This is a genomic window from Stenotrophomonas sp. IS26 (assembly GCF_054188265.1).
This window is the reverse complement of record NZ_JBSZJV010000009.1, coordinates 31,058-55,276: the sequence shown is the minus strand read 5'-3', so window position 1 is coordinate 55,276 and position 24,219 is coordinate 31,058. Positions and strand designations below refer to the sequence as shown.

At 50.9% G+C, this 24,219-nt stretch carries 20 protein-coding genes; 5 read left to right on the top strand and 15 right to left on the bottom strand.

Going from position 1 to position 24,219, the window contains the following annotated elements; genetic code table 11:
• Positions 1-200 precede the first annotated feature (200 nt).
• A complete protein-coding gene (locus ACW6W5_RS09980; protein ID WP_152154038.1) occupies positions 201-2,267 on the top strand; it encodes a type 4 pilus major pilin in 2,067 nt (688 codons plus the stop codon).
• Here ACW6W5_RS09980 and ACW6W5_RS09975 read toward each other — a convergent pair.
• Complete coding sequence (locus tag ACW6W5_RS09975; protein WP_152154035.1) at positions 2,248-2,949, bottom strand: hypothetical protein; 702 nt, start codon at positions 2,947-2,949, stop codon at positions 2,248-2,250. The two genes, ACW6W5_RS09980 and ACW6W5_RS09975, sit on opposite strands and share 20 nt — an antisense overlap.
• A gap of 286 nt (positions 2,950-3,235) precedes the next feature.
• On the opposite strand from ACW6W5_RS09975, the gene ACW6W5_RS09970 reads away from it, so the two are divergent.
• From ACW6W5_RS09970 to ACW6W5_RS09960, 3 genes are read left to right on the top strand one after another with little or no spacing between them, the layout of a single operon-like run.
• Positions 3,236-4,738 carry a YadA-like family protein gene (locus ACW6W5_RS09970; RefSeq protein WP_152154033.1) on the top strand — a complete coding sequence of 501 codons (1,503 nt, stop codon included), beginning with the start codon at positions 3,236-3,238 and terminating at the stop codon, positions 4,736-4,738.
• A gap of 27 nt (positions 4,739-4,765) precedes the next feature.
• A complete protein-coding gene (locus ACW6W5_RS09965) occupies positions 4,766-5,425 on the top strand; it encodes a hypothetical protein (RefSeq protein ID WP_152154031.1) in 660 nt (219 codons plus the stop codon).
• Positions 5,422-5,841, top strand: coding sequence for a GIY-YIG nuclease family protein (locus ACW6W5_RS09960; RefSeq protein ID WP_152154029.1), 420 nt, complete (start codon positions 5,422-5,424; stop codon positions 5,839-5,841). Before ACW6W5_RS09965 ends, ACW6W5_RS09960 begins: the two co-directional genes overlap by 4 nt.
• A 44-nt stretch (positions 5,842-5,885) precedes the next feature.
• Here ACW6W5_RS09960 and mobF read toward each other — a convergent pair whose 3' ends face one another.
• From mobF to ACW6W5_RS09900, 12 genes are all read right to left on the bottom strand, one after another.
• Positions 5,886-8,687 (bottom strand): MobF family relaxase, encoded by a 2,802-nt coding sequence (mobF, locus tag ACW6W5_RS09955; protein ID WP_152154027.1) that lies wholly within the window; start codon positions 8,685-8,687, stop codon positions 5,886-5,888.
• Entirely contained in the window at positions 8,687-10,630 is a 1,944-nt protein-coding gene (locus ACW6W5_RS09950) for an ankyrin repeat domain-containing protein (protein WP_193222860.1), read from the bottom strand. Before ACW6W5_RS09950 ends, mobF begins: the two co-directional genes overlap by 1 nt.
• A gap of 53 nt (positions 10,631-10,683) precedes the next feature.
• Positions 10,684-12,207, bottom strand: coding sequence for a type IV secretion system DNA-binding domain-containing protein (locus tag ACW6W5_RS09945; RefSeq protein ID WP_458233642.1), 1,524 nt, complete (start codon positions 12,205-12,207; stop codon positions 10,684-10,686).
• 91 nt (positions 12,208-12,298) lie between these two features.
• On the bottom strand, positions 12,299-13,162 hold the full coding sequence (locus ACW6W5_RS09940) for a M15 family metallopeptidase (RefSeq protein WP_193222858.1): 864 nt from the start codon (positions 13,160-13,162) through the stop codon (positions 12,299-12,301).
• A 95-nt stretch (positions 13,163-13,257) separates the two neighbouring features.
• Positions 13,258-14,076, bottom strand: coding sequence for a hypothetical protein (locus ACW6W5_RS09935; protein ID WP_152154018.1), 819 nt, complete (start codon positions 14,074-14,076; stop codon positions 13,258-13,260).
• 10 nt (positions 14,077-14,086) lie between these two features.
• Positions 14,087-17,071, bottom strand: coding sequence for a type IV secretory system conjugative DNA transfer family protein (locus tag ACW6W5_RS09930; RefSeq protein WP_152154016.1), 2,985 nt, complete (start codon positions 17,069-17,071; stop codon positions 14,087-14,089).
• Positions 17,068-17,607 (bottom strand): hypothetical protein, encoded by a 540-nt coding sequence (locus ACW6W5_RS09925; RefSeq protein ID WP_152154014.1) that lies wholly within the window; start codon positions 17,605-17,607, stop codon positions 17,068-17,070. The genes ACW6W5_RS09930 and ACW6W5_RS09925 overlap by 4 nt, the downstream gene beginning before the upstream one ends.
• Before the next feature lie 163 nt (positions 17,608-17,770).
• Positions 17,771-18,853, bottom strand: coding sequence for a hypothetical protein (locus tag ACW6W5_RS09920; RefSeq protein WP_152154012.1), 1,083 nt, complete (start codon positions 18,851-18,853; stop codon positions 17,771-17,773).
• Between the two features lie 44 nt (positions 18,854-18,897).
• Complete coding sequence (locus tag ACW6W5_RS09915) at positions 18,898-19,536, bottom strand: hypothetical protein (RefSeq protein ID WP_152154010.1); 639 nt, start codon at positions 19,534-19,536, stop codon at positions 18,898-18,900.
• Positions 19,537-19,558: 22 nt separating this feature from the next.
• Positions 19,559-19,993: a hypothetical protein gene (locus ACW6W5_RS09910; protein WP_152154008.1), complete on the bottom strand. Its 435-nt coding sequence runs from the start codon at positions 19,991-19,993 to the stop codon at positions 19,559-19,561.
• Positions 19,994-20,932: 939 nt separating this feature from the next.
• Positions 20,933-21,115, bottom strand: coding sequence for a hypothetical protein (locus tag ACW6W5_RS09905; protein WP_152154006.1), 183 nt, complete (start codon positions 21,113-21,115; stop codon positions 20,933-20,935).
• A 284-nt stretch (positions 21,116-21,399) separates the two neighbouring features.
• On the bottom strand, positions 21,400-21,588 hold the full coding sequence (locus tag ACW6W5_RS09900; protein ID WP_152154004.1) for a hypothetical protein: 189 nt from the start codon (positions 21,586-21,588) through the stop codon (positions 21,400-21,402).
• A gap of 137 nt (positions 21,589-21,725) precedes the next feature.
• Between ACW6W5_RS09900 and ACW6W5_RS09895 the strand changes: the two genes are divergently transcribed.
• Entirely contained in the window at positions 21,726-22,709 is a 984-nt protein-coding gene (locus tag ACW6W5_RS09895; RefSeq protein ID WP_152154002.1) for an HNH endonuclease, read from the top strand.
• Positions 22,710-22,885: 176 nt separating this feature from the next.
• Here ACW6W5_RS09895 and ACW6W5_RS09890 read toward each other — a convergent pair whose 3' ends face one another.
• Together ACW6W5_RS09890 and ACW6W5_RS09885 are read right to left on the bottom strand one after the other, a co-directional pair.
• Complete coding sequence (locus ACW6W5_RS09890) at positions 22,886-23,344, bottom strand: hypothetical protein (RefSeq protein WP_152154000.1); 459 nt, start codon at positions 23,342-23,344, stop codon at positions 22,886-22,888.
• 333 nt (positions 23,345-23,677) lie between these two features.
• A complete protein-coding gene (locus ACW6W5_RS09885; protein ID WP_226956699.1) occupies positions 23,678-24,199 on the bottom strand; it encodes an ankyrin repeat domain-containing protein in 522 nt (173 codons plus the stop codon).
• Positions 24,200-24,219: the final 20 nt, after the last annotated feature.

Sequence of the window (24,219 nt, the reverse complement as noted above, 5' to 3'; positions counted from 1 at the left end):
CTCAGCGTGCGGGTGCGGCAAAGGGCAAGCAATGCAAGGGTCCGTGTCCACGGGACCAGGACGCCCTCGTCTGGACTTGACCAACCATCCGGAAAGAACAAATGCATTGGCGATCAATCAATGTATCGCAAGGCATAAGCTTGCCAAATGCGAAATCAACCGTAATGTAAAATCAATCGAGTTGATATGCAGGGGGAGCAATGCGTGAAAAAGGATTTAACTTATTTGAATTGACTTTGTGTATTGCCCTGATTGTGGGTCTCGGAGCAATGACTTACAAACTTTTCACGCCATCAGCTTCAATGGCTGCAATTCGTGTTGAACAAGAGCGCGCAGCTAAAATCGTCCAATCCGTCACAGACCTTTACGTCCTGCATCCATCTTACGATGGACTAAACACCGATACACTGCGCAACACGTTCAACTCCAACTTTGTCGTACAAAACGGCGCATTGCACCCGCCTTCCTCCGTTGCTGAAATGACAGTTGTTCAGCCGGGAAGCGCATTTGGCAACAACGACTCAATTGATCTTGTGTATTTGTCCGTGCCAAGCAAGACATGCGTAAAGCTTGCCAGCGCCATTGGCAAGTCAGCGGATTTCGTCCATGTCAATGGGTTTCAGCTGCAACGGCCATACAGCCGTATGCGTGAGGATCTTCTGGCAACCCAATGCTCAACCCGAAACAACAACGAAATTCTATTTCGGTACACGAACAAGCATACAGTGACAGCCGCAGAAGATATCAGCGCGTGCGAGTGCTCACCAACCATAGAAACACAGACACTTGCTTGCCCTGGAAATACGAGCGGATCAATTACGCAACGCCGCAATGGCACATGTCCATCGTCCACATGTCCCAAACTGCAATGGTCATCGTGGGCAACCATGTACAACACGTGTGCAGCGAACCCAACTCCAATTGTGCCAATAACACCGATACCGCCAAGTAGTCAGTGCATTGAGACAACCGAAACACAAATCGGCAACTGCCCGGCAACCCAAATTGGCTACGTGGTGAACACCCGAACAAAAGAATGTCCAAGCGGACAATGGGGCGCATGGACAACGACATTGCGCGCATGTAACAACCCGTTGCCCATTTCGCCATCCTGCGCATTTGATCCAATTACAGACAAGGAAACATCATCTATCGCGTGCCCGTCCGGACAAGGCGGAAGTATATCGCGAGAAAGATACCGCAACTGCAATGGCAGCGGCATAAAGGAATGGGGGGAATGGAAAACAGTTAACAACTCATGTGCTGCGACGTGCGTCACATTGGGCACATGCTGTACGCCACGACGTTTGGAACGACCTGCAAATGCGCCATGCCCAATCAATTCGTATGGCACTCGCACTGGTGTTGAACAACAATACTCTCGCTGTGCGAACGCAACTGAAACACCGGTTTGGAGTGGCATATGGGACATGAAAGGTAGTTCCATCGTTGGCGTATGTCACACTTGTCCCGCGAACTCATCAAGCACAATGGAACGCACGGAACCGAGAACGGGAGCGTGCCCTGCGGGAACGTTTGGCAATCAAACGTGGGAGGCAACCTTTAAACAGACTGTCAACATTTCCTATGCGTGCAATTCTTCTGCGAACCAAACAGACCCAGGACGCAGCGAGACGTATGGCAACTGGGTCGAAAGCGGAAGCCGCAATCACAATCAAAATTGCAGCACATGCCCCACACCGTATAATGAGACGGACGAACAATGGGTTCGCGTGGATTACGGATGCCCGGTTGGCTACTCGGGGCAAAACGGGTTTGATAAACAGCAACACCGTCAGCGCACGATAAGTTTTAGCTGCCCCAGTGGACAGACAACTCCTCCGTCGCCCAACGTCGGGGCATGGGGCGGATGGTACGACACGGGCGCGCAACGCAATCACGTGAACTCTTGTGCCGCCAGTTGCACGGTCGATAACCGTTCGTACCGCTTTGCGTGGCAGAACTCCTCCCCACTGAATGGGTTGAAGGATTGCAATGGATCAAATATCGGACAGAGGTCCTGGTCCAACTACATCAGTTGCAGTGCCATGGGTCCGTGCGGTGGAACCTTCCGCGCAGCAATATGTACTGCAAGCGGATGGCAGATCGTCGCCGGTGCTGGATCATCACCTTACGTTGGATGGGCCAGTGGCCGTCCAGCAGAGTGGGAAGCCCTATACATGCAGGGCTACAACGACGCCCCCGCCATTGGTGCGCAACAGGGCTCTGCTGGCGTGTCGAACTGGATCACATATCAATGCTTATGATGCGAACTTTTTTTGGGCCGTCTTGGTGCATCAAGCGGCCCTTGTCGGTGGCCATGTAGCCTGGACCGGCTTTGAGATCCTCATCCGAGAATACGTCCGTTTTGCCACGCTTCTCTTTTGCACCCAGCCGATAAAATGGACCACTCAAAAGTACAAGCTTGTCTGCCTCGTTGATGGCGTAACTTGCACCAGTTGGATGTGAGTGTATTCCCTCTCCTGTGGGCTTAGTGGTCCCAGGACACGCGGACGTAATGGGGCACAGCACGTGAGATTGAACCGTGGTGATAGACGCACCCCACGAACCATCGTCTGTTTTGCAGATTTGCGCGCAGGCTTCGTACTGCGTTCGTTTGGTGTACTCAGCCAAAGGCCGCGCAACCTTGGCGGCAAATTGATCTTTGCTTAATTCATTGCTTGCCGCAACATCCGCAAGCCTCAACGCCTTAACGGGCTGTTGATTGAGATTTATTGTTATGTCATCAGATAAGAACAACAACCTCTCCCACGTTCCGCCCTCAAGCAGAACATATTTTTCAGAGACAAGTTCAATTGGACCGCAAGAATTAAAAGATAGAGCATAGCGTTCGCCGCTTCTGCTAATCGTGCCACACTGGCTCGATAAATGTGTTCGGGCGGCCCGCTCTAGAAATACATGCACCGGCTCCCCAATTTGACTCACCATTTCAGCATCGCCTGAGGCATATGCGCCAACCGCAAATATGAGACCAAAGGCAAAAATGTATTTCTTAATTGTTTACACCCAACTGCACGCATTGAGTTCAAATTAAGATAAACATTTATTCTGTCAAGAGACTTGACGAATGCCCAACATTTGTTATGTTCAAAAAGCCAGAACAAAACTCCTTTTGGTCGGCAAGCCCCCTGAATTCCCCCAGGGGGCTTTTTTGTGCACTTGACAGTGCATTATATTTTGATTTGATGAATGCATATTCCAAATAAGGACTTATATGCACTTGTCGCCAACACAAACAATTTCCGCCATTGCCCTGTCAATTGCCCTGCTCATTCCGTCAACTAACGCAAAGGCAGAAGTTTCAACCTCGCTAACAGAAAGCCAAAAAGAATTTTTGACGAGTCGGCCGGAATGGGCAGATATGGAGCTAGATCCGAGCCTCGATGACGTCGTTTATTACAACCGGCTCGATATAGATGGGTTTAGTTATGTGGGAATACGCTACGGAAACCTATTATACCGAGCGGACAGTGATATGCAGGGTCAAACCTTGATGAAAGCAGGATCAGGCTTCCTTGGAATTGAGCAGGGAATGGGGGCTTATGCGCGTCCAGATGGCATAGCGACGGGTGTTGGATCGTATGCGGGAGAAAGAGCCACGAGCTATGGAACTCAGGGTTACGCGGCAGATAATGCAACTCAAGTAGGTTTTTTTGGATACGCTGGTAACGATGCCACCGCAATCGGGCAAGGTGCTTATGCATCAGGACCAATGTCAACTGCAATAGGCAACTTCTCAAGTGCAACTGCATTTGGCTGCATTGCAATCGGCAACGGGTCCAGTTGTCGAGAGGAAGATGTTTTGTCAATTGGCGACGATAGGTTGAAACGTCGATTGATCAATTTAAATCGCGGAATTAACCCGTCCGACGCGGTGAATGTTGAACAACTCAACGAAATCGCGACACTATTCGGCGGTGGTGCGGCAGTCCACCAATACGGCTTTACCCCGCCCACATACGACTTTATGAGCGGAGCAACCTATTACAACGTTGCCGATGCGGCCTACGATTTGGACCGCCGCGTTTGGACCTTGGAGCAAAACCCATCAACGGGTGGCGGGACCACTCCCGGACCACAAGGTCCTCAAGGTGAGCCTGGCGACAGCATAACGGGCGAAAAAGGCGACAAGGGTGAAAAAGGTGATCCCGGTCGCGACGGATCGGCAACAATTTCCGCAGGTAAAAACATCACTACCGAAACCGACAGCGAAGGCACAACGACCGTTTCGTTAAGCGACAACGTCGAGTTGTCGGCCCAAGGCCGCTTAGCGATTCAAGGTGGAGCGTCGATCTCTGGAAGTGGCGTAGACGCGGGCAATCAGCGTGTCACCAGTGTTTCTGACGGTCGCATTGAGCAAGGAAGCATGGACGCAATCAATGGTGGCCAAGCCTGGGCGATGGAACAACGGTTCAACGATCAGTGGACCGGAACCAACAACCGCATCGATGACTTAGAGCGCCGCTTTGACGACAAGTTGAACGCACTGGGCGCGAAGGCTGCTGCAATGAGCCAGGTCAACGTCGGAGGCTCTCCGCTTGAAGTTGGAGAAGGTGAGCTCGGCATTGCCGGTGGTGCTTCGTCCAATAAAACAGCGGTTGCCGTTGGGGCGAAGTTCCGTGTCAGCGAACGCTGGTCTGTCAGCGGTGCGTTTGCGGTCGGTGGCGGTTCGTCTGCCATGGGATCCATTGGCGCTCACTACAAGTTTGGGCGCTAACCGCGCCAAAACGAAAGGAGTTGACGGATGCGAACATATTTCCACGTCCCATTCAGTGACAACCAATGCGCCCGCGAGGCCGGATTGAAGTTTGATGGTGCATACAAAACACACTACACCGAAGAGACTAAGACAGCACTAACCGCAAAAACGTTGTGGGTGGAAGTGTCCAATCCTCAACCGATAAAAGAGTTAATTGGTGAAGATCGCGACTACGAAGGGAACACGCTGTTTGTGGATATCCTTCCGATGAAATGTTGGTTTGTGAACGCAAAGCACCTCATCGTTCCTGCCGATTGGAAACGCCTTTCAAAGGGTTTGCGCGAGCGTAGCAATTTTAGCTGCGAGTGCTGTGGAAAAAAGGAGTCGCTCCAAGAGGATTTCGGTGCACTTGAGGTGCACGAACGCTGGGATTACGACGAAACAACTCAGCGTCAAACACTCAAGCGGTTAATTTCACTGTGCCATATGTGCCACCGCACAACACATTGGGGATACGCCACACTAAACAATGAAGAAGCGGACGTGCGCACGCACTTCAGATCGGTCAATCAAGTCGATTATGCGGTGGTAGATCGGCATGTCAAGGACGCTTACGCATTATGGAATGATCGCAACACAGTTGAGTGGATCATCGACTACACCATCCTGACGCAAAGCGATCTTCGCTTGAAAGGTCCGCAATGAAATGGGGCCGCAGTCAAAAATACCAAAACCGTGACCGGCACATCTACGCGTTGTTGTTTAGCAACGGCTGCGTGTACGTAGGTCAGACGGTCAATTTAAAAGATCGCGAGCAACAGCACAGACGCAGCGGCGGATGGAAGCAAAGCTTCACCTTCCACTCGCTTGATACCGTGCACGGCACTCAGGCCCAGGCCGAAGATTATGAGTTCGCGTGGCGCAATGTCGCCAATCGGGCAGGCCATACGATTTATGGCCTTGCGCCCAACATCGTTGTCAGCGCCACGAAGAAGATGACGTTTGAACGCCAAAACATTGCGCGCGGCAAAGTCTGGCCGCTGAAGAAACGTTGGAAGCCTTGGCCCTGGGCGACGGCCGCGAGCGTTGCCCTTCCCCTCTTGTGGTGGATTGCTCAGTGAAATGGCGCTCGGCAGCGTCACGTCGGCGGCACATCTGCGCATTTTTACAAGGTCTGAGTTCGGACTCTCGACCGCTTTGACGGCTCCTGCGTGCGGCCAATCTTGGGCAATAGATCCTCAACGTCAATCTCAGGTTTGGGCTTTTTCAGCGCGTTGAAATGCGCGTTGATCTCCTGATCGGTGACACCGGATTGCAAAATATTTTCGGTAAAGCGTTCGCGCGCAAGGTTGTCGCGAATGCTGTCCCGTTCGTCGGTTGACATGTACCACTTGAAGTCACCACCCGTCATTCGGCTGAAAGCCACGCCTATGGAACTGACATCGCTCATTCCTCCATTGCCCCACAACCGCACCTTCGACATCCCCTGTCCCTGGGCGTCGTGCACCGTGCGGGCGTAGGCCAACTTAACGGCCTTCCACTCGTGGGTGTTGAAGACGATTTCTCTTCCGTCGTTTTCTGAGGTACACGTGATTGTGAAGCCACCTTTGCGTCGGTCCTCTTCAACACCGGTGACGACTGCCTTGGTCCCGTTGATCACACCCATCACCTTGTCGTTGGTGGTGAAGGAGATCAGATCACCTTGAGCCAACGAAATGTCAAAGAATTCCTCCTTGCCAATGGCCTTGAAGGTCGCTTCTTTGCCGGTCACTTCGCCTTTGAGCTTGCGCGCATCACGTATGCGGGTGTTCACCTCTTTAAGATCAGCCAGGGTGTGGGTCATGATCAAAAATTCACTGTGGGGGACGGTCCTGCTCATGTACTCCTCAACCAACAGGTGCATGCCGTCATCTCGGACTGAATACTCTTCGATACACCCACGGGCTTCGAGCTCGTCAAAAATATTATTGCTCTTCTCCCGCACCTCGTTGGTTGAGAGCACCGCACCACGCTTCTTGCGTTTGCCGTTCTCCACGTCGTAGAACATTGCAGCAATGCGGCGATCCTCTTCTTTTTTTTGACGGCGTATTTCGGTGAGTTCAGCGGTGGGTAAAATGTCTTCAAGCAACGACATGCCCATGCCCGCACCCACCGGCTGCAACTGTCGTGTGTCGCCCTGGACCAGTAGCTTTGCTCCACGGTCTTTGCAACGTTGGGCAAGCTCTTGGGACTGATGAATGTTGATCATGCCCGACTCATCGAGCACAACGACGGTCTTGTCGTTAAGTGTCAGCGCGCCCTTTTTGATCATCGACAGGGTCATACTCACTGAGCGGCACTCGATACCGGTTTCGCTGTTCAATTTTTCCGCAGCACCCGTGCTCACGGCGCAGCCGATCAACGTTCGTCCATCGGCCTCGAACACGGCCTTGATGAAGTCGCTGGTTGCCGTCTTACCAGTTCCCGCGAAGCCAGGCACAACGGCTATACCCTTGCTCTCCACTGTGGCGTGCATGATCGCGTTGTACTGCTCGGCCGACGGCCGAAAGCCTTTGATTTTGGCAACCCGATCCACGGCATCATCCGCCGTGCTCTTTGCCACCTGCAAGTGCACTTCCTGTTCGCGGGCTTTGGACTGCTCAACAAAACGAAGTTCGGTGTCCAGCATCCAACGCGCGGCGTAACGAAAATCGGTGTGGCGGGTGGAGAGTTTTTGTCCCAGGTCGTCTTCGTGCACGGCCATAGGGTTGACGCCAATGATGTTCTCGCTGCTCTTGAAACGCTCGAACTCTGCGAGCAACGCCCCACTGCTCATGAAGCCGATGTTCTCCATCCCAATGTGCTTAAGCAACGTGGGCTGGTCGATGATTGACATCTTTTCGTGCAGGAACTTCAGCAGATTCGCTTCATTGCGTGCTTCAATCTTGTGATCCGTCATGCCCTTGAGCTGTTCGAGGCTGGGCAAGTTGAAACGGGTACTGAGATCAGCCTTGAGGTTCTGGAAGTGATCCATTAGCTCGACGTGGCTGGGTTCGTCTTTGTGCTTGCGAGTCTTAGCCCACGCCTCAGCGTCGCTTGTCCCTTTCGCGCGTTCTTCCATAATTTCACGGTGGCGGCTGGATACCGACTCGATCAAATCCCGGTCGTGTAAGCCCTCAACCTCCCAGGACTTGCGGCCGCTGCGCTTCCCGTGCACGTCAATGTGCTCAATCTGACGGAACGAAATGCCGGTTCGCTCACGCATGATGGTTGCCAAGTGGTTCAGCGATACCATGTCGGTTGCATGCCGCCAGCGAAACAGTTGTTGGGCGTCGTAGGTGGACGGCTCTCCGTCTTCGCCCACGCACACGTTGAACCACAAATTGTGGACGTGGGGCATGGGCTCAAGATTTCTGCTGGCCTCATGGAAGTGCATCGAGCGGATGGTCTTGTCCACTTTAATGACATCAATACCGGCCGTCCCACGGCGCGTTTCAATCTGCTTCTCGGCAAACTGCGAGCCCACCTCTGCAGCTTCCATCATGCATTCTTGGATGGTTCGTCGCATGTCGTCGTCGCCCATCATGTACAAGATGCCCAGGCTCTTGGGCGCGGAAAACGTCATATCAAAGCCAACGCGGTGCCCTCCCCGCTCCAACGTCATCTCGGTGCCATCAGCGCGCAAGTAGGCTTCACCGTCCTTCTTTCGTTTGACCTCGATTGTCGGCTTGGCTCCTGCGTTTTTGCACAACGCTGTTCCATCCGGCGCAAAGCCTTGCGCAAGAGCCATCATGTTCTCGGTGTTGGGGGTTACACCAACAAGACCAAGTTCAGCGGCCATCGCCCCACTGAAGCGCGAGGTTGGTGTTCCAATGTTGTTGCCATCGGCATCGTAGTACTCAACGATATCGGTGTTGAGCAAGTACTCGACAACATCCTGCCCTGCTGCGTTCTGACCACGGGAGTTGAGGCGCTTGATCGTGAACATTACATCTTCCTCCGCAAGCGCTTGCGTTCGTGATCAACGTCGGACTCGCCATCGTCGGCCTCGCTGATCTCCAAACCTACAATCTTCGCCTTAATTTCTTGGATTTTTTCCAAGACCATATCAATGGTTTCGTTCTGAATGTCGTTTGATACGTGATCCAAAGGCAAAGCACCCGAAGAGTCTTTAAGATTGGGATCCGCTCCAGCGTCCAGAAGAACCCGCGCGCACGCGTTGCGGTCTTCTGGTGAGATCAGCGAACCATCCTTGCGTAAGATGTGGTGCAATGCCGATTGCCCCATACCATCCAAACGATTGACATCTGCACCAGCGGCGACAACGAGCTCAAGTGCCTCACTACTTGTGCATTGAGAAACAACACTTTCGCCCTCTCCGTTGACGTGATCAACGTTAGCGCCACACTTGATCAACAACGACATTGCCTGGGTGTTGTTCAATTTCGCGGCATGGCTGAGCAGTGTTTCGTTCACTCCTATGCTCAATCTATCTTCCGCGCCGGTCATGCTGAATGAACTCACATGAACAAGGTTGGGCGAACTGCTCAATAGTTTTTCCAACGAATTGACCTGATTGTCCTGCATGTATTCCAGTGCAAGGCCGTGAAGTTCAGCGAAGTGAATCGCATCGCCATGCGTCGCCTTCAATTCAGTCAGAAAATCGTCTGGTCCGAACATTCCAGCAACATCCAAAGGGGTCTCGTCAAACGCATTTTTCTGTTCAAATGCGTCGATCACATCAAATATTCGGTCAGAGGATTGAGAAAGATTTTCCAGGACCAAATCCAGCAGCCGGGTGTCGCCAACCTCTGCGAGCAAGTGAAGAGCGCTCTCGTTATTGTTATTGACGTGCGTAACATCAACCCCAGGGCTCTTCAAGATAGCTTCAACGACATCACGATTTCCGGCGTACACCGCTGATTGCAATGCGTTGTTGCCGATCTCATCCGTCCAATTGAGATCGGCACCACACTTAATCTCTCGAAGTGTGCCGACCAGATCTCCCTCATAAATTGTCCGCTGCAATATTTCGGTCGGCGATTCAAATCGGCTCAGTATGTGGGTTGCGGCTCGCAACTGACGATCCTCAGCCGCATTTGCAGAGATGACGGCTTGAACTTCACGATTGTGGTTGGCGTCCGACGCACGCTCACCTGCGTTGTTGACCACTGAGGTGTTCGCCCCAGCCGCGATCAGCGCCAGTGCAGCTTCAGCACTATCAACCACGTGCAATGGAGTGTTCCCCTCATTGTCAACTTCATTGACCAGTGCCCCCTTGCCCAGGAGGTATTGAATGACATCCGTGTCTGTTGCGTAAAACAATGGGCTGCGACCAAGTGAATCCCGTACAAGCACATCATTCATCCGCAAAATTGATCTGCTGTTCGTTTGAGCAGCGATATGCGCGGGCGTTTGTCCAAGCTCATTGGGCTGGGCGTACATCTCTTCGTAATCAAATATGGCAGCTAGATTTTTTTCCAGCGCCACTTGCCACAACGGCTTATCCCCGTCCCATTCAGCGCCAACATCGAGCATCTTCAAAATTCGAGGTTGATTGTTGGCATCCACTGCCTTTCTTAAGTGAGCGGACAAGCCAACATCCACTGGCGTGCGTCCAGAGTTGTCTGGCAGATCAGGATCAACCCCCAATGTAATCAGCGCACACGAGAGTTGATTGAATTGCTTGTCGGTGTGTGCGGCAAGCGCATGCAATGCATTTTGCCCTAAATCATCAACAGCGTTGAGATCCGCGCCGAATTTGTACAACATTTCCGCGACGTCAACGCTGCCCCACTCAAGGGCAAAATGCATTGCTGGGCGTCCATCTACAACCAAATCAGGATTGGCACCAGCAATCAGTGACGCCTGGACGCTGTCAATATTCTTCTCAATCAGGGCCTCGTAAAGGCCTGCGTCCTCTTTATTCATTATCGGGAACTCCATCTACAGATACCCCCATTAAAGCAACACATTTTTCACTGTCAACCAAACAATTGATCTATTTGAGCACTGCTTAAGCCCTTGGGTCTCGGCGCTATTGGCACGGCATTGATTTTCTCAAAAGCTTCGTACGCCGCAGTTGGGTCGGCCGCAGCACGCGTGGCCCAGTCCGCCAGCACTTGCCCAGGTCGTTTGGTTGGCAGGTCCAATCCGGGCCAGCGCAAGAGCATAGGGTCGGCTTTATTCATCCGTACGATAGCGCGTATCTCAAAGCCATCCGCACTCCCAAACGCTCCAAGGGCTTGGGTGAGTTGTTCCTCGTGAACTACCGCCTTACCTTCCGTGTGGACGTTTGAGGTTGGGTTGTGGTCCTTAGACGCCATGAGGTTGGTGGAGAAGAGTTCTGCTGCCGCCTTACGCTCCGGTCCTGCGCCCATCTGGCAGACAATATTTGTGCCGATCACTGTGGGCAGAGCTTTAATTTCGTTGGGGGGATAGTATTTTTCGAGAAACGACAGCAATTGCACTGCGCCAATGAAGCACACCCCTTTGCTGCGCCCCTGCAAGATCAAGGGCATGAAGTTGATGCGGCCTGCCGTCGATAATTCATCGAATATGAAATTGATGGAGCGCGGCTTTTTGCCCTTCTTCGTGAGCTCTTTATTTTCCGGGAACGACGGGGAAATGATCTCTTGCACGGCAATATTAACCATCGCGGAGATGTACGCCGCCGTCAGCGCTTCCAATCCACCACCTTGGACGATCACCAACTTGCGGCCCTTGTAGTCGTCTCTGATCCATTCGGTGACCGCAAACCGACGCTTCCCGACTTTCGGCCAAGCTGCGGCCATGTAGTCAATACTGGTCGTGAAGGCCATCACCGTCTGCATGACTGAGGACGTGGTGTTGCTATCAGCGTTCTCAACCAGGGGAAACGCTGCCCTGTAGCTCTTGTAGATCTCCGGGCCCATTTCCGCTGCCGTCTTGTTCTTTTGGTCTCGAAGTTCTGGGAAACCCCAGTTCTTGCCGTGCTTTGCGATCAGCACCCGCAGGGCACCTGAAAAGACCATCCGGGCTGCACTGGTGAAGAATTTATTGTTGCCGCCAGACTCATCGGGAATAAAGCACTTCACGAACTCGTCCACTTGAATGGGCGTGTGCACATCACAGCCAATGTCCCAGACGTACGAACGTTGATCGTACGGACTGACAATAATGGGGCGGGGATAGACCGTGTTCGTCCCTTTCGGATCCAACTCTGATGCACTGAAATCCTCGTACGCACAAAAGTCACCCTTTACGTCGTACAAGAACATTTTTTCATTCCGGCTGTGCACAATCTGGCGGATGATGTGGACCAAGATCTGGGTTTTGCCAACACCCACCGCACCTTGGATCAACACATGCCGAAACCACTGCTCGGTTGGGAGCATCAAATCCGGGTGAATGGTTCGGGATATCTCTTTCTTGCACAACTGCTTGCTGATCATCCGCGCATAGGACTGTGCATCTTCGACGTGCACGTGTCCTCCCTTGATAACCCAGGTGTTGGTCTTAGGCTTCAAGGAATAAACTGCCGTGGCACACGACAGGCTCAACGAACACATCCAGGTTAAAACCCAACGGCTTATTTGGGGCGCGGTGTTGGCAACGATCTCACGAAATACGTACGCCTCGTTGTGGAACAGGACTCCGATTGAAAGCAAATTGAGTCCCGCCCGAAACGACGTGTGAAGTTCGTACGCAAGTGTTTGAGCTGATGGAATAAGCACGTGACCAAGTGCCCCAAGAGTCACATACGTTGCGATAAACACTGCAACCGTAGCCAGACACGCTGTATTCCAGTACCGAACCGGAACTGTTGGAGCAATTGTATTGGGCACCTGCCCAAACAGGTGGTTGTAGACTTTCATTGATAACCCCAGTGTGCTTACAAAATTGGATCCCCTCTGTTGATATAGACATTGGACGATACTTTTTTAGCAGTTCGCTGCTGTCCACCGCGACGTAATTGAAGTTAAGCTCTTTTCGAGCTCGCACAGATGCGACACATTCATCGTGCATTTCTGCGTGGGGATAGTCCTTAAGTGTTTTCCATGCCCCACCCCACTCTAAACCAACCGCTTGAACAAGCTTTCCATACAGCATGTAGCCATCGCGCACATGGGCGTTGTTGAGGTCCCAGGATGGCTTGCCATCGACGTACACCACGCTGTCCACGGCTAAGCGGTAGTTGTGGCAACTGCGCCCTGCGCCTACGGTCGTCACGCCTGTATTGCTGGCCAGCAGTGCTGCTTGGCGCTTCTCAGATCTGTGCCCTTCCAACGCGCGCATGTCGTAACCATTGCTTTGCATGACTGCGTAGACTTCTTGCAATTTGTCGGATAGCGACGGGTGGACTGAACGCAGCACCTTCTGACTTTGCTGTTGGGATTGCCTAAATTGCTTGCCTTTTCCGCCGTGAACCGTCGCACAAGACGTAATCCCTAGCAACACCAAAATCAATAATACGTGCTTCATGTTATCCCCAGATTTGAAACCTCCATTCATTAAAGATGATTTATTGAAGCTGTCAATATAAGTAAGGCCACCGATGGGTGGCCTTACCTTCAAACTTACTGCCTGCGCGTTCTGCGCTCTGTATTTTTGTCAAACTCACTTTCGTGCTCACCGTTTGCATTGTTGTCAGCCGCCTTTTGGTTGTTTTCATACGCAATGACTTCGTTCTCGCGCGGCGGACGCCCCAACTCCATGGTCAACTGCTTTTGCACGCGCGCCAACTCTTGAAGCTCTGGGTCTAGGCCCATCAGCGTTTTACTTGCCCACTCGTTGTTCCCCATGCTGGTGCCGTCTTCCCTTTTCCCTTTGGCAAAGGCATCAGGATCATTGTCTTTTATGCGCCCTAACACTGAAAAAGGCGTGTCGTTTTGCTCCGCCTTGTCGGCGTTGTTTTGCAAGGATTTATTGATATCAGCCTCTTCACTGGGCAGCATCCCCAGTTCACGACGCTTGTTCAAAGCATCCTGCAATTGCTCATATTTTATTTCACGCAACGAACTTATGTTCTGTATTTCTTCCGGCGTGCATTTCGCCTCCCACTCTTCCAATTTGTCGTAACAATTGGACACGGCACGTTCATGGTTAAGAAACCCCTCCTTCCACCCCTTCACCCCAAACACAAACGGCTTGGATTTTGAGAATTCCTCTTTTTCTTTAAGTGCGTTTTCGTAATCCCTATTTAAATCGAACAACTTGCTTCCACTTTCGCGCTTGTGAATTTCCGTGTCGTACTTGAGTAGGCGTTGATCTATAGAAAGCGCTAGCTTATCCGCCTCCGCCCACTGTTGGTCTTCCGGCTTCTCAGAGTTGTACTTCTGTGTTCGATAAAAATCATCAGGTTCCGGCATTAAATCTTCAAATTTGTTTGAGTTCATTTATAGCTCCTTATTGTTGGTCAATTAGACTAGGAATGTCTTTGCTAAATACAGGCGATGTGTCAATGAAATCCACTCGCGGCGCGCCTGCTCGCTGCAACACAACAAACGCCTTTCGTCCCGCTGTGCCCTTGAGGACATCGTTAAGATGCTGAACCGTGATGACGTTCCCGTACGTAAAGCCGGGCGTTTCATTTGCGCGTATGAATGGCGTGGCTTCTTGTGAAACATAATCCACGTCACTGCCGGATAAGTGATTGTTTACTTTCGAAACACTGTACGCATTGTTCGCCGACATCTTGTTGACAGCCCCAGCCGACATGATTTTGCCAAACCCGTTGTGTTTCATTTTCAGCAATGCCGCACGTTGAGGATGATCATCGATGTTGATAATGTTATTTGTGTAATCCAACACGGAGCGGTCAAAATCAACGCCCATCTGGAACGGTTTGTGCTCCATGACAAGTGCAGCCCCGAGGCGCTTCTCAATGTAGCGATATGTTTCGGCACTTGATGGCAACAGCATAAAGCTATTGAATTGGTTGAGGAAGTTCTCAGCCTTATCGTGGTTTCCGCTGAAACGTGTGCGCACCCCTTCGATGTCCTGGGTTAAGAAGTACAACGAAACACCCCACCCACGACAGGTGGAAGCAATTTCATATGTTGTTTCATTGATGAGTAATTGGCATTCATCCATCATCAACATTAACTTAGTTTCATTCGGATCGTTGGCCCACGTGTCTGGATCACGCCGACGCATGTACGAATAGATCCGCTGCATCAGCAACACCGAGATTGCGCGAGCACCAACACCATATTTATCTACGTTCAAATCGATGCCTATGAATTTACCCCGGTAGACTTCTGTGATGTCCACACCGTGCTCTGTGGATTTCCAGTCGCCGCCCGGAGTGCAGTCGTTGAGGCCTTTAGCGTCCAACAGCTGATTGATGCGCGTATTGACGTTGCCCATGAACGATTGGCGAGCTTCGTCGTACTGATCGGTCCATTGATCCACAAAATAGCTTATAGCCGCCTTTAGTTGTGATCCCTCAATCAAAAGCTCAGGATGAACTGTGTAGACATCCCGATTCATCAATTGGCCCGGCACCTTGTAACCCAACAACGAAAGGATTGCCATTCCCTCAGCCGCCAACACATATGAGTCGTCTTTTTGCTTTTTAACCTTCCCAAGCTTAAGACGCATACTGTTTAACGAGACCAAATGCCAGAACCACGTTCTCCCTTGAGTGATGACCGACGTGTAAGCAACACGAAGGGACTGTAAGCGCGCCTTTTGCTTTTGGTAAGAAACAATCTCAGGAGAATTGTGATCCCAATCTTTGTTCTTCGAGCGCGCCGACTGTATGGAAGACAGATGCTTAATTTGAAGATCCAGACTCGTAATCTGTTCTGCGGCATTGGCAATATTTACTTTCTCAATATGAACGCAAGCATCCAGAATGACTGCGGCGCTGCGCAGATAATCGTCGGCACCTTTTGTCCAGTGGTCTTCTTTGTCCGTGGGATCCAGTGCCTTCAGCGCTAAGACGAATTCGTGCGGATCCAAACCTTCCATCGGCGCCAAACGGACACCCGGCTTTATGCAGTAATCCAACCCGTTGCTGACTTCTCCAGCTAACGCGCCTTTGCCGCAAACAACAAGCATGCCCATTTTGATCCCTGCCTTACGCGCTTCAATCATTTCTTTGACGCGGGGGCGGGCTGAGTTGGTTGTCTTTCCCTGCCCTGTCTCCGCAAGCGTCATGAAGTGCATTGTCATATCGTTCATGGTGAGGATCATGTCGATACCAGCAAGCGGCGAGCCCCAGTACTGGCGCTGCGCATGGACGAAGCCAGTGGATTTCCCAATCTTAAACTTGTGCGAACGGTCAGCGGCAGCGCGCTCGCGTTGGCCCTCCTTCTTCTCGTTGATCATCTTTCTGTTGGACTCATTAGCTGTACCAGTGACCGCCGAAGCCTGCAATTGAAGCTCCCAGGCACGGTTGGTTTGATTTTTGTTGGCGTAACTCATGGGATACGCACAAAAGAAGATCGCTACAGCCATCGGCTTAAGGTAGGTGGGAAGGAACGCAAGCAAAGCCAATGCAACCCATACTTGCAGAACAAAGACGGCTGCCTTACCCGCCGCCGCCAATGAACCACCAAATTGGCGTTTATCACCAAGCTCGTAACCGATCAATCCAAAACACGCGCCGACAAAGGCCGTTGCTCCAATAAAGAAAAACGAGCTCGTGAGATTGTCCTTGATCGCCTCAACGTTGCTCCAATCCAAACTGCTCAACGCCATCTTGACCTTTATAACGAAATTTCCTATTTCGTAGGGCAGCTTTTCGTAGACCCAGGAGTTTGACGTGAAGACACACACAGCAAGGATTGCGATGTACATGCCCAACCCTTTGAGCGCCTCGGAGCTTTTTTCAGACTGGTGCAATGCGTACATGTTTATAAGAGCAAAGACGGCGGGAATGAGCGCCAAGTACGAATTGATAAACAGACACAAGAACGTTGCACACGCGGCAACTGGAATGGCTGCGTATGCAATTAGTGTCGCTGTGCTGTCGCGGCCCTGACCTTGATCGTCGGGGTGTACGAACTTTTCCCAGGCCAATCCATCGGTCGTTTCACGTCCTGATATTGCGCCTGAGTCGTCAAGATCCTTCTCGACTTCAGCCATCCATGGTTCAAACATTTCTTTAAGTTTTTGCTTTGGGTAACAGGCCTTGAGCTCCTCGGAAATACTGAACTCACCCAACGGACCGGCTTCACTATCGAAATCACAACCTGCCTCGATTAAGAATTCGATATCCTCGTCTTTAACGCCACGAAGCTTGTCGGTATACACATAGCGGGAAGCGATATTAGCAATACGTTGATAACGCGCGTACGAAACCTCAGCCAGATCCTGCTCAATGCTTTTGTACGAAGACCCCTTGGTCAATCGACGAACTAAATTTTCGATGAAATAAATCACATGCCACCCCCTAATTTTTCATATAAATCCCCAGCATCTTCATTGCCAGCACTATCGTTCATTTGCGCAGCTTGTTTTTCTTTGCCGATATTTTGTATTGCATGATCTTTGCTTGACTGAACCCTTTCAATTCCACGCTTAACATTCCCATCAATTTCAGCGCTGTATTTTTCTAAACGCAATTCTTTTTCTTCCGGAGTGCCCTGCATTGAATTCAGTTGTTTTGCGTATTTCTCTTTAGCCTCGACGCCAGCTTCTTGCAGGAGAGCGATTTGGTTTTCAGCCACACGTTCGATTTGAGATTTCATTGAAGGCTGAATGACATAGATTGCTGTAAGCAACAGAAAACAGGTTAATGCCCCTGTGTAGAACACCGCTCTTGACGCGACGATCTCTTCTGAGTCTCGTATTTGCGCGGTCGCCAATGTACTTGCCTTCCATGACGTGATCCCGTCGCTGCGCACATCGTTGCCTGATCCACGATCTTCTTTTGTGTAGTAATACTGCTCACGCACCTTTTGATGCATGTCGGGCATGATATCCAGCGGGGATCTCAAGAACAGCTTTCCATACAAGTCATACAAGCGGGACGCGAAGCGTATTTGCCGTCCCTTCTGAAACATCATATATTTTAATCTGAGCATTTGCATTTCTCCTGGCGTTAGACCAGTCAATCATTTTGACCGGCACTGTCAATACCTACTTTATTGAATTAGACCATCTGTCCAAATCGTCACTCGCCTTTTCTTGCCATTTATTTTCCGGGTGCGCGGGCCCGGGTGTGGCTGTCGCTTTTTTTGCTGGACGTTCTTTTCGCCCGGCGATTTTTGGAGCTGCTATATTCGCCTTCTCGGGTGGTTGGTCCGCCACCTCTGGTTTAACTAATTGATCAACAGCCAGGACAGAGGGCGTGGTTTCTTTTTGCTGGGCAGGTTCCGCAACCTCAACAGTTGCTTCAACCACTGGCGTTTCGGTTTCGCCTAATGCATCCGAGATCGCTTCTGCGATTTGATGCTGTGGATCAGCCGGCGCTGCAATCGGAGACGGTGCGATGGGACTCGCTGCGTCTGATTTTGAAATGTTGAAATGCTTCCACCCATAAAAGCTGCCAGCACAAACAACCAGCAGCGCAGTACATACATATATATAATGAGTCCGGCCCGACCTCACTTTTTGCTCTTTCGCGGATTTCTTCAGCTTCGCGATGTCGCGATCAATTACCATTTTATTTATTGCAATCTTCTTTTCCTGTACAGCAACCTCTTCCGATAACTGCTCCTCTTCCTTTTCCAGTTCAGCGATACGCCGCAGCTCGAGCTCTTCCGCCGATGGATCTTGTGAAAGCGCATCGTCATCAGGCCGCTCCTGTTGTGTCATGACATTCGACGCGCACTGGAGCGACACGTGTGCGCTTGTCTGCTCAAGCAACGGACCTGTACTGGGTTCCGCCACAGGGATGGCGTCTTCGGTGATGTCTGCTCTTGGAGCTTCTACGTCAGCTGCGGCAGCTTTACTTTCGTTTCGGTCCTGTACCGCCTTGACACCTTTTTTAATCCCGCTGAGCAAACCGCTCCCAGCTTTCAAAGCTCCAGAGCGAACCAGCCCTGCCCCCTTCTGGATTGCCTGCGCGGTCAGTTCAACGCTGTCTGACTTTCTTTCCGGCCCGTGCGGTCGTTTGCGCGGGTCATTGACTTCGATACGCGAGTTGATGGGTTGCACCTTGCGTTGCGCCTGGATCGCTTCAACGCGTCGTTTTAACTTTTCTTTTTCTTTATCATCCATATTGTTCTCCTGTGGAAGGGGCGGCACCAGCCGCCCCTTTCCTGTTAGTGAATATCTGCAATGGGCGTGATGACCAACTTGCTGTCACCTGCCCCGCAGTTCAAATGGGTGATGTGCTGAACACCCTGACCGGCGTACGCGTTGCGTTTTCCCAACTCGACATATGGCACCTCACAAGCAACCGTTCCACTGAACGTGAAGGTCAACTGGTTTTTTGCTTTTTGAGATATTTCCGCAATCTTGTCGAAAACCTTTCCGGTTTGCGCCGACACAGCTTTCATGTCGTCTGGGTTGTATGCAATTTCCATAGAGCCCAGTTCATTGCTGACCGCTCCACTCTTTTCGGTGCTGCTGACAACCGCAACTTTGGTTTGCATTCCTGCGGCTTCGGCTTGCACTTGAGCTTCTTGGAATTCTTTCAATTGACGCGCCTTGCTCCATTTTTTTCCGACCACGTTGCCAGCTCCGCACCCAACTGCACCACCTGCGATACCACCGACAGCTTTGTTGTCCTTCAACAACTTCGTCCCAAGAAACCCACCCAGGACACCGCCGACCGCGCAGCCGATCTTTCCGGCCTTTGATGTGCGTTGTTCGCTTTCTGCTTGATCTTGCGCGTAGACCAACGTGGAACTTGACATGAGGGCGGCGCACACCGCCACTGAGATTACAATTTGTTTCATGAGTTACTCCTTTGATAAGTTATTAGTATTTGATATTTCCATCTGCATCCACATAAGGCGACTGTATTCCCGACATACCAGCGGGATTATTTTGCACGGGCTCATACCCCGAAAACATTTCGTTGACCTGGGCGCTTAAAGCCTTGAGGTACTTGACCAACAATTCGCGGTTCTGTTCGTGCTGCCCTTTGAATTCCATCTTCATTTGTTCAAGAGCGATTTTCGTGTCAGCGAGAGATTGCAAACGCATCTCAGCAACTGTGCGCCTGAACTCAAAATGCAACGCGTCGATTTCTTTTTTATGTTTTTCAATGACACAATCTGTTTTGCTGCGGTCCAACCGGTCGCTCACTGACGCTCGCACATAGTCGGCAAACGAAACACCGATGAGACCCGCACTGCGATCAATGGCCGCGATTTCGTTTTCTGTAAATCTGATATTTTTCTGTTTTGTCATAATGTTTATTCTTTCAGCAACCTTTATTCATCAAAACAGATTTGCTATTACTGTCAATGTGCAAGAAACACCTTATTTTTATTGGATATCGCTGAAATGAAATAGCGCCCACGGCTATACGAGCTGATACCGCCCTTATGGCTTACGGCTCAACGGCTTGCTTATGCTTTGGTGAGCGCTTTGGTATCGGCGTTACAAACACTTTAGTGCGTAATGTGCATAGTCTTTACCAGTCAGTAGGTCACACGCCTTTCATCCTCTCCCCCCGGCTGTTGCTTTTCGCTTTTCCGAACGCGACATATATTTTTTGGCTTTAAGTCGATCCGCACGCCCCGCTTTACCGCCCAGCCATCGCTCGCAATACGCCTCTCAAATATATCGACAAGCTCATCGCCCCTCTCACAGCTTGCTCCATCTCTGAACATCCTCCGATCTAGCTCTCCGCCAGCCTCGTTGCCTCGCCACGCAGGCCGTACGCTCCAACCAGACTCTGTACGCACCTCCGCCCTCACTTAGCTTTGGCCTGGCCATATCAACCGCTTGCTTGTTGTCCCCGTCCTCTGCCTTGCTTTGCCGCACACCGACGAACTCTGTTGACCACCATTTTGTTTTTACTTCCAAAAATTTCTTGCTGACATCGATATTTTGGATTTACGGACACAAAAAAAAGGACCCGGCTTATCGGGTCCTTTGGTTCCACTTAGTACACGGCGATTTAGTCAGTCACAACATTGTAGACATCAACACTCTCGCGCTGAACCGACATCAGCGCCGCATGATCGGTTGTGTCCGTTAAATCTGAGTACACCACAAGGGCGCAAGTGGTGAGCACAAATGCCAGACTGGCATGGAACAGTACGCGCATTCGCCTTTGATATAATTCGTAGTTCATCTGCATTCCCCTAGTGAGAGTGTGAGTTGTTTGTACTGCGTCAGCAATTACTTGTTGGTGGCCGGCTGCGACGCTGCGATGACCGCCTGGGCTTGATCGTACGCGTTGGGCTGATACATCACCGCGTCAAAGAAGCCGTTGATAGCGTTGAATGCCATCACCGCGATCACAACCGCTGCCACAAGCAAGCAAGCTGCTTTAATGGCAAAACCTTTAAAATATACGTCCATATGCGCCCCCCTTTGTTGAGTTTGATTAGAGCGCCAGATCTTCAATGCGCCGTGTAATAACGAAATATAAAATGACTGCGACCGTTAATGCTGCAATTGTAAACATAGTAAATTCCCCTTTGTGATTGCCTATATCTTAATCTTATGAGAGATATTTTAATTGTCAACCCAATTTACCAACAATTAAAACCAATATTAAAAAGTGTGAGGCAGTCGGCAGTTTTTATTTGGCGCAAAAAGAAAGAGCCTACTGAGCGGCTCCTTTCTTACTGCAACATTTCCCCCTACAGATCAAAAGCCCATATAACCAATCGACTGACAGCGGCGCTTCCCATCGCCGTTGCGCCACCGGTGATCCAAGCACTGGCAAAACCAACATCTAGTACGATGTTGTAGAACATTGCTGTGCACAACATCATTGCGACAACCGACATCCTGTAAACATTTTTACTTACAAAAATATCACCAAACATACGCACACCCCTCATCGAACAGATACCTTCATTAGATTGGAAATAATTTACCTGTCAACCCCGTTGACCAACATTTAATCATCAATATTATTGACAGCCCCAGGTCTTTTGCCATTGTGGAGAAAACAGGAGGCGACATGGAACCATTAAATCATTTTGAAAACGCAACGAAGGTTCGGCAGATACGCACGCCGAAATATCTTAAACATATTGTTTTCAGTACTCACAACGGCCAGTGCCTGTACTGCGCATGCGCATTGCAATCAAAGTTATGGGGTACAGTTCAGCTCATCCCAAGATCAATGGGAGGTATGAAAAGCAGCGACAACCTCGCTCCTGCGTGCCGCTCCTGTATTGCCAAACACGCCAACTCTGACGTGATAGGGGTTCTTCGTTCCAACCCTGCTCTTCCGAAGTCACACATCGACAAGGTGCTGGCCTTGCGCAGTTCTGTGCTGACCAATTCCAGCAATCACCTCACCCAATTGTCTAAAACCACGCCAGTGGCCGCTGTTCGCGACCAGATCAACCTCCGTGGCCAACAGGAGCGCGCGGTGGTTTTCGTACATCACGGCGCGTCGGTGCTGATGTGTCTGTGCAAGAAGTCGGGTTCAACGCAGCGCGTCGCCGAGCTTGCTGTGCTCTTCCGCATGCTGAAGGGCGTGGTTGTGGCGGAAAAAACCAGCACCGGCATGATCGTCTTTTCACTGGACCACACCCAGTTCAACCGGGTGGTGTGGGCATTGATCGAAAACAACGTGCTCTTGCGGGAGGTGTCAAGCCATGTCTCGGTACCGTGCAACGATCCAGCCAACTGGCGCACATACTGGAACAGAACCTACATCAACCCCCAGGACAACGCCCGACGCCGTGGTCGTGGCGAACGACCTGCGCCCAACCCTGTGAAGCGTGCGTACTCAGCAAAGCCAGGAGCCGTGCGGGCCCGCCGTCACTACAGGAAACGCTGTATTGCCGAACGCGAAAGAAAACTTCAAACAGCGAGAGACATCGATCTCAAATATCTTGCGGGCCTGTCGATCAACTTGGAACAACGCAATGAAATTGTGATGTCCGCTCTGAAAGACTTCCTGAAAGAACAAGGGCCGCTGAGCGGCCCTTGAGGCGAAGATCTGATCATTCTTGTGAGTCCAGTAGCTCTTTGAGTTGAACATACAGTTGCGACAGCGTTTGCACGTCCTCCCAGGTAAGGGTGTCTAAGATATCGCCCCTGAGCCGTTGCAAGTCCTCGCTGAGTCCTTTCGTGCGTTCCAAAACATCCTCAACGCACGGCATTTGATTATTCATCAGCGCCTCCAATTTTATAGAAGCGGTAACGCTCTTTCATTTCTTCTTCCATCTCGCTCATGCGCTGCTTAACGGCGGGCGGGAGGTTGTCTTTGTAGCGCATCAGCAGGGTTTCACCCGTGCCTTTCAAAAAACCACGTGGTGTTTGCAACCCCACATCCGAACTGAGCATTCGATTGAACTCAATTCCCAGTCCAGCGCCTGCATCAATCAAGCACTGGCAGATTTGATTGAACTGCTCTGCGTGACCTGGATCTTTGACGTAACCCTCGCACGCAAGAGCTACAGGAATGACATCGCGTGATGGATGCCGCGAATTGCTTAAGCGAGTCTCCATCACAATGCTTATGCCTCTTGCATCGCTTATATAACGCTGGACTTTTTCAACATCCGCCCGCTCAATTGCTTTGTACAAGCTTTTAACTATGGAATATTTATCAACTTTCCTCATACACATTTCCTCAATAAATTATTGTGTTGTAGGTGTAATCCACACCCATAACGTCGATCAAAACCAGCTTTGCAACAGGATTAGACATGCCCCGAGCGCATCGAAGTATCTGGCTTTCCGCTATCACACAACTTGCAACAACGGACGCCGAGAGGGTAAAGCGAGACTGAGAGCTTTCGGCCTTTACTCCAAAACACAACAACAGCGGCAACAGCAAAAGATATCTCATATATTCCCCTACACTTACATCTGACACTGAGTAAAACAAATGAATTGGATATGTCAAGCTTGTGCTGGTATAAAAAAAGCCCCAATTAGGGGCTTCTTTATTTCTTACAGTTTCCGCCGTGGCCTTTGCCGCTCATCTTCAACCTCCTGAAGCTCCGAGACCAACACTGTGCGTTGCTCGCGGTTTCGGTAACCTTGAAATATTTCGTGAGTATTGGCACCGCCCACGTCCTCGGGAGTCATTCCTTGATTGTTCCTGAGATCCTGTGAGGCCCCAAGTTCAATCAACCGCACAATGGCGTCTTCGCTGGCCTGCTTGGAAGATGCACAGTAGTGAAGCGCGGTATTTCCGTGCCGATCCGTCATGTTGATGTCAGCACCTGCCGCATGAAATACATCAATCATGTCCGTCTTTTGATCTCGTGCTGCGAACATCAACGGCGTGCGCATGTCGTGATCCGTTTGCTCCACATCGACTCCGTGACGGATCAACTCAACGACAACGTCCATCCTCCCGGCCAGGACGTTGTAGTGAAGGGTTCCCATCCCATTGAATGAATTCTTTTCGTGGATATCAACGTTTCCCGTTTCAACAGCCCATATCACGTCTTCCGCCGTATTGATCATAAACACCCCGTATTTAAAGT

Coding starts and splice junctions, on each gene's coding strand:
- ACW6W5_RS09960 (WP_152154029.1), top strand. CDS start 5,422: ATGAAATGGGGCCGCAGTCAAAAATACCAAAACCGTGACCGGCACATC.
- ACW6W5_RS09965 (WP_152154031.1), top strand. CDS start 4,766: ATGCGAACATATTTCCACGTCCCATTCAGTGACAACCAATGCGCCCGC.
- ACW6W5_RS09890 (WP_152154000.1), bottom strand. CDS start 23,344: ATGAGGAAAGTTGATAAATATTCCATAGTTAAAAGCTTGTACAAAGCA.
- ACW6W5_RS09970 (WP_152154033.1), top strand. CDS start 3,236: ATGCACTTGTCGCCAACACAAACAATTTCCGCCATTGCCCTGTCAATT.
- ACW6W5_RS09895 (WP_152154002.1), top strand. CDS start 21,726: ATGGAACCATTAAATCATTTTGAAAACGCAACGAAGGTTCGGCAGATA.
- ACW6W5_RS09980 (WP_152154038.1), top strand. CDS start 201: ATGCGTGAAAAAGGATTTAACTTATTTGAATTGACTTTGTGTATTGCC.
- ACW6W5_RS09935 (WP_152154018.1), bottom strand. CDS start 14,076: ATGAACTCAAACAAATTTGAAGATTTAATGCCGGAACCTGATGATTTT.
- ACW6W5_RS09920 (WP_152154012.1), bottom strand. CDS start 18,853: ATGGATGATAAAGAAAAAGAAAAGTTAAAACGACGCGTTGAAGCGATC.
- ACW6W5_RS09910 (WP_152154008.1), bottom strand. CDS start 19,993: ATGACAAAACAGAAAAATATCAGATTTACAGAAAACGAAATCGCGGCC.
- ACW6W5_RS09940 (WP_193222858.1), bottom strand. CDS start 13,162: ATGAAGCACGTATTATTGATTTTGGTGTTGCTAGGGATTACGTCTTGT.
- ACW6W5_RS09905 (WP_152154006.1), bottom strand. CDS start 21,115: ATGGACGTATATTTTAAAGGTTTTGCCATTAAAGCAGCTTGCTTGCTT.
- mobF (WP_152154027.1), bottom strand. CDS start 8,687: ATGTTCACGATCAAGCGCCTCAACTCCCGTGGTCAGAACGCAGCAGGG.
- ACW6W5_RS09900 (WP_152154004.1), bottom strand. CDS start 21,588: ATGTTTGGTGATATTTTTGTAAGTAAAAATGTTTACAGGATGTCGGTT.
- ACW6W5_RS09950 (WP_193222860.1), bottom strand. CDS start 10,630: ATGAATAAAGAGGACGCAGGCCTTTACGAGGCCCTGATTGAGAAGAAT.
- ACW6W5_RS09975 (WP_152154035.1), bottom strand. CDS start 2,949: ATGGTGAGTCAAATTGGGGAGCCGGTGCATGTATTTCTAGAGCGGGCC.
- ACW6W5_RS09925 (WP_152154014.1), bottom strand. CDS start 17,607: ATGCCCGACATGCATCAAAAGGTGCGTGAGCAGTATTACTACACAAAA.
- ACW6W5_RS09885 (WP_226956699.1), bottom strand. CDS start 24,199: ATGATCAATACGGCGGAAGACGTGATATGGGCTGTTGAAACGGGAAAC.
- ACW6W5_RS09915 (WP_152154010.1), bottom strand. CDS start 19,536: ATGAAACAAATTGTAATCTCAGTGGCGGTGTGCGCCGCCCTCATGTCA.